At 59.4% G+C, this 10,768-nt stretch carries 10 protein-coding genes and 3 tRNA genes; 5 read left to right on the forward strand and 8 right to left on the reverse strand.

What is annotated here, in order from left to right:
- Positions 1-5 precede the first annotated feature (5 nt).
- Positions 6-1,043 carry a DUF6538 domain-containing protein gene (locus tag Q0Y42_RS13325; RefSeq protein WP_297804670.1) on the reverse strand — a complete coding sequence of 346 codons (1,038 nt, stop codon included), beginning with the start codon at positions 1,041-1,043 and terminating at the stop codon, positions 6-8.
- A gap of 81 nt (positions 1,044-1,124) precedes the next feature.
- Positions 1,125-1,216 (reverse strand) — tRNA-Ser (locus tag Q0Y42_RS13330).
- Positions 1,217-1,355: 139 nt separating this feature from the next.
- Here Q0Y42_RS13330 and Q0Y42_RS13335 point away from each other — a divergent pair.
- The 4 genes from Q0Y42_RS13335 to Q0Y42_RS13350 are packed head-to-tail and all read left to right on the forward strand — an operon-like array spanning position 1,356 to position 6,191.
- Positions 1,356-2,906 (forward strand): exopolysaccharide biosynthesis polyprenyl glycosylphosphotransferase, encoded by a 1,551-nt coding sequence (locus Q0Y42_RS13335; RefSeq protein WP_297804673.1) that lies wholly within the window; start codon positions 1,356-1,358, stop codon positions 2,904-2,906.
- Between the two features lie 17 nt (positions 2,907-2,923).
- Complete coding sequence (locus tag Q0Y42_RS13340; protein ID WP_297804676.1) at positions 2,924-4,360, forward strand: oligosaccharide flippase family protein; 1,437 nt, start codon at positions 2,924-2,926, stop codon at positions 4,358-4,360.
- Positions 4,357-5,292: a glycosyltransferase gene (locus Q0Y42_RS13345; protein ID WP_297804679.1), complete on the forward strand. Its 936-nt coding sequence runs from the start codon at positions 4,357-4,359 to the stop codon at positions 5,290-5,292. Before Q0Y42_RS13340 ends, Q0Y42_RS13345 begins: the two co-directional genes overlap by 4 nt.
- On the forward strand, positions 5,289-6,191 hold the full coding sequence (locus Q0Y42_RS13350; protein WP_297804682.1) for a glycosyltransferase family 2 protein: 903 nt from the start codon (positions 5,289-5,291) through the stop codon (positions 6,189-6,191). Before Q0Y42_RS13345 ends, Q0Y42_RS13350 begins: the two co-directional genes overlap by 4 nt.
- On the opposite strand, the gene Q0Y42_RS13355 is transcribed toward Q0Y42_RS13350, so the two are convergent.
- Both Q0Y42_RS13355 and Q0Y42_RS13360 read right to left on the reverse strand, forming a co-directional pair.
- The gene (locus Q0Y42_RS13355) at positions 6,183-6,881 is read right to left on the reverse strand and encodes a hfsB (protein WP_297804684.1); all 699 of its coding nucleotides are present in this window, start codon (positions 6,879-6,881) and stop codon (positions 6,183-6,185) included. The two genes, Q0Y42_RS13350 and Q0Y42_RS13355, sit on opposite strands and share 9 nt — an antisense overlap.
- Before the next feature lie 43 nt (positions 6,882-6,924).
- Positions 6,925-8,367, reverse strand: a complete 1,443-nt coding sequence (locus Q0Y42_RS13360; RefSeq protein WP_297804687.1) for a chain-length determining protein — start codon at positions 8,365-8,367, stop codon at positions 6,925-6,927.
- Between the two features lie 118 nt (positions 8,368-8,485).
- Between Q0Y42_RS13360 and Q0Y42_RS13365 the strand changes: the two genes are divergently transcribed.
- A complete protein-coding gene (locus tag Q0Y42_RS13365) occupies positions 8,486-9,169 on the forward strand; it encodes a polysaccharide biosynthesis/export family protein (RefSeq protein WP_297804690.1) in 684 nt (227 codons plus the stop codon).
- Between the two features lie 26 nt (positions 9,170-9,195).
- Here the strand turns inward: Q0Y42_RS13365 and Q0Y42_RS13370 are convergent.
- From Q0Y42_RS13370 to Q0Y42_RS13385, 4 genes are all read right to left on the reverse strand, one after another.
- A tRNA-Pro gene (locus Q0Y42_RS13370) sits at positions 9,196-9,272 on the reverse strand.
- A 57-nt stretch (positions 9,273-9,329) separates the two neighbouring features.
- A complete protein-coding gene (locus Q0Y42_RS13375; protein WP_297804692.1) occupies positions 9,330-9,803 on the reverse strand; it encodes a DUF192 domain-containing protein in 474 nt (157 codons plus the stop codon).
- 28 nt (positions 9,804-9,831) lie between these two features.
- A complete protein-coding gene (locus Q0Y42_RS13380; RefSeq protein WP_297804695.1) occupies positions 9,832-10,350 on the reverse strand; it encodes a cold-shock protein in 519 nt (172 codons plus the stop codon).
- 231 nt (positions 10,351-10,581) lie between these two features.
- A tRNA-Glu gene (locus tag Q0Y42_RS13385) sits at positions 10,582-10,656 on the reverse strand.
- Positions 10,657-10,768 lie beyond the last annotated feature (112 nt).

Genomic DNA, 10,768 nt, shown 5'->3' on the forward strand with positions numbered 1-10,768 from the left:
TCAAATCAACCTCGGACTCTCGTTATGGCTGGATGAGAAACGGGGGTCACGTCATGACCAATCTCATTGAGCCTTGCACCCGTCCACAAAGCCAATAGCGGAAGCCAGAACGCAGCCTCTCCGCCTCCACCTTTGGGACGTTGACTGTCTTTGAAAACAGGCGATGAAAAGATCGCAGCGAGTTCATCAACCGTGAACGGCCGTCTAACCTGCTTGGCATCCCCTTTAGTGGGCGGCTTGATGCTGGCGGTCGGGTCTGTCGTTATCCAGCCTTGGCCGATGCCTTGCCTAAATAATGCTCGCAAGTGATTGAGGCGACTTTCAATCGTCGCGGCCGACCTCCCTTTCTCGCGAAGCTTGGTGACATAGGCACGTATATCTGCAGGGGCATAAGCGCCTACAGTTTTTCGGCCTGCGACCTCCTCGAATGCAACACAGGTCGCCTTAAACATCTGCTGCGTCTTGGGCGTCGGATTGCGGTCTAGCGCCCAGATTGGAAGAATGTCATCCAGCATTTGCCCCATAGGTTCAGGGGGCTTGGCCCTCTCAGCCAAATACTGATCCGCCCGCGCAAGCAGAGCGTCATCGTCCGCGCCAGATAGCGCAGCCTCAACGCCAGCAATCGAACCCTCGAGTTTATCGAGTGTCATACCCAAATCGAGTTCGCCGCGCATTGCAGCACGGTAGATATCAATCTGATTGCGCCAGTGCTCATCCTCTTCAGCGAGACTACCCGCTTGAAAGGCTGCACGGCGTCTATTTTGAACTGCTCGATACGCAAGCGCCTTGGTAACAGCACGGCTCATTGGCTTGGCCGCCAAGGTTGTCGTGCTTACTGGCTCTAACGGATTAGCTTCGGAAGCCTCATCAATCGCAGCCTGAACTTGCTGCGCAGCCTCTAGGCAACGCCTTTTCGCCTCAGCCTTGTCTTTGGTTTTGAGCGAGAACGTGAACTCAGACTTGCCCACACGCTCTCTAAGATCGTGCGGCACGACACGCCGAAAATAATAAGTGGACCCGCGCTTAGTTAGGTAGGTCAGCATTTGGGTTTCATCTGCTCCAGATGTAACACCCACTTGCGATAAGCCCCTGATTTTGCGGGAAAGCCAGTCCACAGAAGGGACTGGCGGAGACGGAGGGATTCGAACCCTCGGTACCCCTTACAGGGTACGACGATTTAGCAAACCGTTGCCTTCAGCCACTCGGCCACGTCTCCGGCAGGCGGCGTGGATAGCCCGTAACTGTCGGGTATGCAACGGGGTTTTCGCGTTTTCTTGCATGTTAACCCCCCGTATAGGCCGATAAGTCAGATTTCACCGTGATCCAAGCGGGGCTGCCCGCTGGTTGGGGTGGATATGGACAGCATTTTATCGGCTGAAGTGGGCGCGCGGGGCCCGACTCGCCGTCGGAAAAACGAGCCATACGAATCGGTCGATGCACTGACCGATGGCGCACGCACGCCGCGTGGGCCTTTCCGTCCCGATGTCTGGCTGAGTACGCGCCGCCGCCATGCTGTCCGCCTGCGGGTATTCTATTATCGCGGGATCGATGTCGCGTTGACGGCCATCGGCGCTTTGGCGTGGATGTGCCACCCCGATCCCGTGACCAGCTGGTCAGAGCTCCGGCTTGGACATGCCGCGCCCTATGTTATCGGCAGCCTGTTCGCCCTGTGGTTCGTACTAGGATCGGACAGATACAGTTTCTCGTCACCGCGCCGTCCTTTGTTCCACGCTCTTACGGTCTCTCTGGTCGCGGGATTGGGCTTGTTGATCGGACTGGGCACTGCCGCCATCACCGATGGATCCGGCGTCATGTCCTATATTCAATGGGCTGGTTTGACCGTTACCGGTCTGGGCGCGCTTCATCTGATCTGGGCGCTTGCCGTTGCCAGAGGGCGCACGAACGGAGCCCTCGTTCCCAATGTGGTGCTGGTCGGGGCTACGTCCGCCGCCGAAAGCCTGATTGTCGAGGCGATCCGTCGGCGCACAGTCAACATCATTGGCATTTTTGAAGACCGCCGGACGCGTGCACCGGCGTCGATCTGCGGCGTGCCGGTACTGGGCAGGGTCGAGGACCTGCGGGAACACCGCCTGACGCCCTATCTGGACTGTATCGCCCTAACGGTCCCGCCGGATGCGGGTAAGCGCGTTCGCGAGATGGAAAACCGCCTCAGCATCCTGCCAAACAAGGTCGCCATTATCCTTCAAAGTGCAGCGCCCGATGCGCGGGAGATCGATCAGGCGCTTGATAAACTGGCCTATATGCCTGTCGCGCTGTTGGACCGTCCGGTCAGTGATGACCGGCGCGCGTTTTATAAGCGACTACAGGACCTGATTTTGGGGACGTTGGCATTGGTGGCGCTGATGCCCTTCCTGTTCGTGATCGGTGCATTGGTGCGCTTGGAAAGCCCTGGCCCTGCCCTGTTCCGCCAGAAGCGTCACGGCTTCAACAATGAGACCATTACGGTCTGGAAATTCCGGACCATGTATCATCACCAACAGGATGCAGGCGGTGTACGCCAGGTCGTGGCCGATGATGACAGGGTCACCCGCCTCGGCCGTTTTCTGCGCTCCACCAGCCTCGATGAGCTGCCCCAGCTGATCAATGTCGTAATCGGCAATATGAGCTTGGTCGGTCCCCGCCCCCACGCGATCCAGATGCAGACGGGACAGATGCGATCGTCCGATATCGTCGCGGAATATGCGCATCGTCACCGTATCAAACCGGGCATGACAGGTTGGGCGGCGATCAACGGATCGCGCGGGCCGCTGCATACAGCAGCCGACGTTCGCCGCCGCATCCAACTGGATATCGACTATATCGAGAGGCAAAGTTTCTGGTTCGATCTCTGGATCATGGCACGGACCATCCCCGTCCTGCTCGGCGACCGGTTGGCGCAGCGCTGATGTTTATTCGAGGTTTGATGGGCTACCTGCCCGCCAATTTGTTGAGCGCGATTATTGGCGTGCTGACCATACTGGTCTTTACGCGCCTGCTGTCGCCCAGCGAGTTTGGTGCGTACGCCCTCGCCTTTTCTGTCTTTAGCCTCGCCCACGTCATCTTCTTCACATGGGCCGAGGCGGCGATGGCGCGCTATTGGGCCGCCGCCCACACGACCGAAGAGAGAGAGGCACTCTATGCCACCCTCTATAGATCGGTACTGGTGTGCGGTGCAGTGTTCATACCGCTGGCCATACTGACGTGCATTGCCCTACCGGTCAGTACGACGTTGAAGGTTACCATTGGCCTTGCGCTGATCGGGGTGCCGGTCCGCTGCGTGATGAACATGGTCAAGGTCGCTTTGCGGGCTCGCGGCGCTGTGGCCAAGGCATCGCTGCTGGACATGTATTCGACCGTCGGGGTGTTTGCCTTCGGGGTCGCCGCGGCGCTGGCAGGCATGGGAGCGTCTGCCATCATCATCGGCATGTTGCTCACGCCATTGCTGGCACTACCGTTCTCCTTGCCCTCCGAATGGAAGGCCTTGGGCAAGGGACGCTTTTCGCGAGACAAGCTGAGGCAGTATCTGGCCTATGGCTTCCCGATATCCCTGTCTCTGGGCATGGCGTTGATCCTTTCGGCAACAGATCGTGTCATGCTGGGCTGGTTGATGGATGAAGCGGCGGTCGGGGCCTATCATGCCGCCTACAGCATCGCGAACCGGACGCTTGATATTCTGTTTATCTGGCTGGGCATGGCCGGAGGCCCCGCCTTGATCATGGCCCTTGAAAAGGGCGGCCGTTCGGCTCTCCAGATCGCGGCCAAGGATCAGGCCAGAATGCTCGCTCTGATCACCGTTCCTGCGGCGGTGGGCGTTGCCCTTGTGGCCCGTCCTTTATCCGAGGTTGTCATCGGCCAGGACATGCGTTCAGCCGCCACATCCGTTACGCCCCTGATTGCGATATCGGGCCTGCTCTCCGGCTTCCTCTATTACTATTTCAATCAGGCCTTCATACTGGCCAAGAGAACCAGCCTGTTGCTGTGGACCATGGTCGTTCCGGCGGCGGCCAATATCGGGCTGAACTTCGTGCTTATTCCCCGATACGGTGTGGTGGGTGCGGCTATGGCGTCGGTTCTGGGCTACGGCTGCGGAGTGGTGGCTTCAATCATCATCGGACGCAAAGCCATCCCCATGCCTGTCCCTATGAAGGACTTTGCCCTGTGCATCGGCTGCGCGGGTGTAATGGCGCTGGCTGTATCGGCCCTGCCTGATATCGGCGGCCTGTTGGAGCTTACTCAGGATGCAGTCGTCGGTGCCGCAGTTTATGGCGCGGCGGCGCTAGCCCTGAACGCGGCGGGCGCGCGCGATCTTGCGCGCTCAGCCGTCATGATCATCCGTCGCCGACGAAGGGCTATCGCGTGACTGCATTTCACAATGCGCATTGGCCAGATGCACGACCGGCACTGTCGGTGCTCATCCCCTTCCTGAGCGATGATCCGACGCCGCTGTTGCAAGCCCTCGCCAAGGAAGCGACGGGGCTGGGTTCTGAGGTTGAGGTCATCCTGCTGGACGACGGGACGGGCGATCCGGCTTTGACAGGACGCATCACCGCCTTGGTGGCGCGTGCGGCCATGCCGATCTGCCTGATAACGGCCGCCTCCAATAATGGGCGCGCAGCGGGCCGGAACATCCTGCTCAATCGAGCGCGTGGGGAGTACGTCCTTTTTATCGACGCCGATATGCTGCCCGACAATCGCGATTTCCTGTCCCAGTGGCTGTATTTCGCCAGGGAGGAAAGGCCGGCTGCGGCTTTTGGGGGCTTTAGTGTCAGTCAAGCTCCCACCGATCCCCGCTTTGCCGTTCATCGCGCCATGGCACTGCGCACCGATTGTCTAGATGCCAAAACGCGAGCGCGCGATCCGTTGAAGAACGTCTTCACATCCAATCTTCTGATACGCCGCGAGCATTTAGCCACCTGCCCGTTTGATGGTCGTTTCAGCGGTTGGGGATGGGAGGATGTCGAATGGGCCATCCGTTTCGGAAAAGCGCACACGATCCGTCACGTCGACATACCGGCGACCCATATGGGATTGGATGACGTTCCGACCTTGATGCGGAAATACGACCAATCTGCCCGGAACTTTGAGCAAATTCGCGCTGCGCATCCTGAAGTCGTAGAAGAATTTCCGTCATTTAAAGTGGCCAAGCTCATCAATTGCATGAAGATAGCACCTCTCGTCATCCGGCTCAGCCAGCGGATGGCGATGTGGGACTCCGTTCCGGTATTTTTTCGTGGGTTGAGCCTCAGGTTCTACCGCGCCGCCCGCTATGCCGAGGCCATGCAGGGCTCATGAGCATCAGCGTCATCATTCCTACCCTGCGGCGCAATGGGGGATTGGCCGCAGCGGTACAGTCGCTGCATGCAGTCCATAATAACACGCCTATCCATCAGGTCGTTGTGGTCGACAACTCGCCGAATGCAGACGCTCGCCAAAACGCGCAAACACTTGCAGCCACCGCGCCGTTTCCGTTGGATTACGTTCACGCGCCGCAACCCGGCGTTTCCAATGCCCGCAACGCAGGCGTTGCCAGAGCGACGGGGTCTTTCATCGCATTCCTGGACGATGACGAGCGCGCCCAACCCCAATGGCTGGCCGAGCTTTGCCGCGTCCAGCGCGAATACGACGCCGATGTGGTGTTCGGCGCGATTTTGGGGACAGCGCCACAATGCACCCCTTCTTTACGCCCCGTGGTCGAGCGTTTCTTTAGTCGATCCGGCCCCGCTGAGGCTTGCGTCACAGATATCCCCTACGGTTGCGGCAATAGTCTGCTTCGCAAAACGACGACCATTTCCCCAGACGCTTTTGATCCTTCCGCCAATCATACGGGTGGCGAAGACGATATCCTGTTCGCTAAGCTGAAACGCGACGGGCGGGTTTTCGCGTGGGCCCCGCAAGCGATTGTTTATGAAGACGCACCGCCCCAACGGGCGAATCTGAAATATCTGCTGATCCGCGCCTTTGCACGTGGCCAAGGACCGAGCCAGACCGCAGTGGCGGCATCAGCCTATCCCGAACTTATCGGCTGGATGGCCGTCGGCTTGGCCCAGTTCAGCCTGTATGGTCTTGCAGCCTTGGTATGCGGTGTGGCCTTGACGTCAACAGGTGCGAACCTTGCCGTCAGGGCCGCCGAAGGTGCCGGTAAACTGCTCTGGTTCCGAGCCTTCGAGCCCAAATTGTACGGCTCAGCCTAGCATCTTCTCCAGCGCACGCGGGGCGCGATAGGTGGCCTTGTTGATGACGATGCCGGAAACACGCCCGCCTGCGGCTTGAAGCTGCTCTTTGGCGGCCTTGGGCGCGGTCACGCTGGCGCTCTCGCCGATGACCATCACAATGTCATCCATGAACGGCGCGAGGCGAAGGGCGGTATCTTCGCGGTCGACGGACGGGACATCCACCACCACAACGTCCGCATGTTGTGACAGGGCAATCCAATAGTCGGCTTGTGGCACAACGACAGGCGACTGCCCCGCGACCAGGGCTTCCAGCTCCAGACGGGTCGAATAGAGCCTGCGACCCAGGAAGGGTTTTGCGGTCAACAGTTTCGCAGGGCGCACAGCCTCTCCATCCGCCCCCATTAACGGCGGTCGCACCGTATAGAAGGCGGATCCATCCGGTGAACCCGTAACGCGGGTGCCAGCGCGACCGAAACGTTCGGGGTGTTGGGCCAGATGGTGCTGCTGGTCTTGGCGGGTGAAGTCGGCATCGATCAGCCAAACGGGCTTGCTGGCACGCACAGCGGCCAATCGGGCAAACTCGCGGCTGACAGTGGAAACACCCTCGCCCCGCACTGCCCCAACGAACATGAGCAGTCGGCCTCTATGCTGCGGACCGGCCCCCAGTGCCGTCCACAAGCCCGCCATTTCTGCTGTTAGATCGACCATACGAATCGCTGCGCCACCGATAATGGCCGCAAGCTTAGCACGGTCACGCTTTGGCGGGGGCTACCGCCAGCACTGGAAGCCCAAAGGTTCTTTGCGCCGCCGAACGGGTCAGGACGCTGCGCCGCGTGAAAACGCGCAGCAACCCCGCGCACAGAGCCGTAAATCCGGCGAAGGCGAGTACTGCGGCTAACAGGAGGAGCTTCGGACTGCGACCGTTCAGGGGCGGCTGGGCGCGTTCGATGACGGTCACATTATCCGCGCCCGCTGAAACCAATTCGCTGCCGGCGCGGCTTTGGGTTTCGCGCATCTGGAACTCGCGGATGGACTGGCTCAGCACCTCGCGATTGCCGGACAGAGTAGCATTACGGGACTCAAGGTCCGTCAGACGGGCTTGTTTCGCAGTCAGTTCGGCCAGTTGACGATCCATCACGGCCAGACGCGCGGCCAGAGCATCGCGCTCGGCAGCGGCGGCCAGTCGCTCGCCTTCCAACTGAAGCCAGACCGGATTGGGTCCGGTGCGGACTTCCTTGGGTCCGACGGCGGTTCCCGTCTGAACATAGGTTTGCAGCTGGCGAATGCGGGCCTCGATTTCCTGAACAGGAGCGGCATCCGGCTGATAGCGCGACAGCAGTTGTTCGCGTTCGGTGCGAAGCTGCAGGATCTGATCCTGAGCCGAGACATTGAGGTCCTGTTGCAAGGTGACCTGCGCCGGAACGCCTGCCATTTGGGCCGACAGGGTTGCGTGGCGCTGGCGGGCCTGATTGACCTGCGACTGCACACTCAGGCGTTCTGCGAACAGGGCCTGATAGCTTTGCGACAGGGCTGCCTTGGCCGTGGCGAAGTCACCGATATCGTTAGATTTCAGGAAATCTTCGTACGCACGGTCAGCTGCTTCCAGTTCCTGCTCAAACGCAGCCCTCTGACTGCGGATGGCGGGCGTCGTGCGGTCGCGGAAAACCTCCCGTCGATAGGTCAGGTATTGGTCGATGACGGTATTGAGGATCTGGGCCGCCTGCCTTGGGTCATTGGACTTGTAAGACAGTCCGATCACCGGACTTTCCGGCGTGGCCGATACCCGAAGTGCATTGCCGATCGCCTGAATGGCCGCTGCCTCTGCCTTGGCCTGTTCGATAGTGTTGGCAGGCGTCGGTTGGAAGGTTTCGACGCCCATGGCGCGCACAACGCGCTGTTTGACCTCGAGGCTGTTTAGGATGGCGGCTTCGGATTGGGCCACTTCCGAGGCATTGGGCGGCGAACCACCATCGGTCGCCCCTACACGCGGCTGATAGACGTATTCCTGACCGACACCGACAAACAGGGTCGCGCCCGCCGAATAGGTTTTCTTCAGGCTCAGCACCGCCACCGTGCCCAGAACGGCAATAATCAAGAAGACAGCCACCATCAGCCACAGCTCGCGCAGGACCAGAGCGATGATGTCGACCAGACTATATCTGGGCCGACTGTATCCCGATGTGATGGACGACATGCACGAAGCCTGACGCAGCTGAACAGTTATCCTATCCATGCCGCAAGGCTGTTAATCAGACGTGAACCATAAATTTCGATCATGGATATCAGAGAAATTTCTTGCATCGGGGGATGCCATGATCAGCCGAAGGACGGTGCTGTGCGCGGCTGCGCTCGGCGTTGCCGGTTGCGCGACGTCGGATAATTCGGACGCCACCCAGTTTGGCCCTCAGGTCGGTTGGACCGATGCCGAGCCGCCCTATGTGCTCATGCCCGGTGACGAGATCGACCTGGCCCTGCCCTCGGCGACCGAACTGAACCGCACCCTTGTTGTTGGTCCCGATGGTCGCGTTTCGTTGCCGCTCGCTGGGCACCTACAGGTCGTCGAAAAATCGCTGCCGGAATGCGAGGCTGCTATTTCGGCTGCTTATGCCGCCTATCTGACGCGGCCTGCTGTCGAACTCACGCTGCGCAAGGCGGCTCCGGCGAAGATTTGGGTTGATGGTAATGTCCGCACCCCCGGCGCGTTCGATCTACCGTCCGAAGCCATCAATGCCTATCAAGCCGTGCTTCTGGCGGGTGGCACCAATGTCGGCAGTCGTGTGCGACAGGCTGTGCTGATCCGTCGCGGTCAGGACGGTATGCCGTCCAGATATGTGATCGATGTGAAATCCGGTGGCGTACAGTCTCCGCGTGTTCGTCGCGGGGACATCATATTCGTGCCACGCAACTCGCTGGGGGAACTTGCGGCCTTCTTTGGGCAGGTGCGCGAGGCCATGCCCATCGGCTTCAGCTACGCCCTGAACGGCGGCTGGAACTAGAAGCAGATTGTAGGGAGATTTTTCCGTGGTCGGGGCACAAGGATTCGAACCTTGGACCCCCTGCTCCCAAAACAGGTGCGCTACCAGACTGCGCCATACCCCGAACCGCGGAAGAAGGTTCTAATGCCATGTGCGGCCCGCGGTCGCAACCGAAAAAACTCTACGGTTTGAAGAAGTTGTGTTTGACGATATCGCCTGCCTTCAGCCCGATTTCGTCTGAACGACCGGCTCTGATCTCCAGCACACCGTTCGCTGCACCGTTGGAGGGGATCGGCGTCTCTGAATAGGGCGTAGTGTGTTTGGCGATCGAGACCACGCGGCCATTCGGCGCGATATAGATGATATCGAGCGAACTGGGCGTGTTCCGCATCCAGAACTCTTGCTCACGCGCTGCCGGGAATTGGAACAACATGCCGCGATCATCGGCCAGCGGCGGGCGGAACATCAGTCCGCGTGCACGCGAGGCATCGTCGTCAGCGATTTCGACCAGAAACTCATACTCCCCCGAGGATGTGACGAGTGTGAGTTGTTCTAATGGCCGCCCGCGCTCATCAACCGCCTGCTTCCCTCCGGCGCAGGCAGTGATGAGCAGCGTTAGCGCTGTGGCGGCGATAAATCGGCGGGTAATGGACATGGACTGCCTCTGACAACGAGGCTCCAGCTTACTGCGCCGGTCGGATTTCAGCCACCACCAAACCCTTGGGCCCCTCGGCGAATCGCACATCGACGTTGTCGCCCGGCAGCAGGTCCTCAAGACCGTTGCGGCGCAGGGTTTCGACGTGAACGAAGATGTCGCCCTCGACATTGTTGCGGACAACAAAGCCGTAGCCCTTGGTTCGATTGAACCATTTGACAACCGCCGGTTCCATCTCACCAGCCGGCGTGCTGCTGGCGCTGGATCGCTGGATCAGCGGACGCGTCACGCGCGATTCCGGCGCGGCCTCTTCCAGAGACTCGATACGAACGACCTGCCAACCTTTTGCGCGTCGCGCGCAGTCGATGACAATACGAGCCCCCTCTTCAGCGTCCTCGCGCGAGATATCGCGCAGGCTGCTGACATGAAGAAGAACGTCCTTGCCGTCAGTTGTTGCCGGTACGTCTGGTACGATAAAGCCGTAGCCTTTCCCCGGATCGAACCATTTCACGTGCCCCTCGACACGTACAATATCGTTTTCTTCCATCCCCGAAGACCCAATAAGCGAACAAGATATTCAATCTACGCGAGAAGCTGCGATTGAACGAACAACGAAACGTAACACAAATGTACTGTCTCGCAGAGTGAAAAATTGGCTTTTTTATATCGGTGATAGTTTGAGGTCCCATTTTGGCCCAAATTACAACCACACGCGCACGACAACCCGAGCGCGAAAACAGTTATCGATGTAGGGAGATTGGGAAGTCAGAAGCCCGCGTGGCAGTCCCTAGGGGAATCGAACCCCTCTTTTCAGGTTGAAAACCTGACGTCCTAACCGATAGACGAAGGGACCGCGTCGCGAGAAGCAGTGCTCAATTTTTAGCCCGTTTGCCATCGTGAGGCAAACAATCGCGTGGCAGTCCCTAGGGGAATCGAACCCCTCTTTTCAGGTTGAAAACCTGACG

It is taken from the genome of uncultured Brevundimonas sp., from assembly GCF_947305955.1.
GTDB lineage: Bacteria > Pseudomonadota > Alphaproteobacteria > Caulobacterales > Caulobacteraceae > Brevundimonas.

Excerpts from the sequence above, each read along its gene's own strand:
- Q0Y42_RS13325 (WP_297804670.1), bottom strand. The coding sequence starts at position 1,043 with ATGCTGACCTACCTAACTAAGCGCGGGTCCACTTATTATTTTCGGCGT.
- Q0Y42_RS13335 (WP_297804673.1), top strand. The coding sequence starts at position 1,356 with ATGGACAGCATTTTATCGGCTGAAGTGGGCGCGCGGGGCCCGACTCGC.
- Q0Y42_RS13340 (WP_297804676.1), top strand. The coding sequence starts at position 2,924 with ATGGGCTACCTGCCCGCCAATTTGTTGAGCGCGATTATTGGCGTGCTG.
- Q0Y42_RS13350 (WP_297804682.1), top strand. The coding sequence starts at position 5,289 with ATGAGCATCAGCGTCATCATTCCTACCCTGCGGCGCAATGGGGGATTG.
- Q0Y42_RS13355 (WP_297804684.1), bottom strand. The coding sequence starts at position 6,881 with ATGGTCGATCTAACAGCAGAAATGGCGGGCTTGTGGACGGCACTGGGG.
- Q0Y42_RS13360 (WP_297804687.1), bottom strand. The coding sequence starts at position 8,367 with ATGTCGTCCATCACATCGGGATACAGTCGGCCCAGATATAGTCTGGTC.
- Q0Y42_RS13365 (WP_297804690.1), top strand. The coding sequence starts at position 8,486 with ATGATCAGCCGAAGGACGGTGCTGTGCGCGGCTGCGCTCGGCGTTGCC.
- Q0Y42_RS13375 (WP_297804692.1), bottom strand. The coding sequence starts at position 9,803 with ATGTCCATTACCCGCCGATTTATCGCCGCCACAGCGCTAACGCTGCTC.
- Q0Y42_RS13380 (WP_297804695.1), bottom strand. The coding sequence starts at position 10,350 with ATGGAAGAAAACGATATTGTACGTGTCGAGGGGCACGTGAAATGGTTC.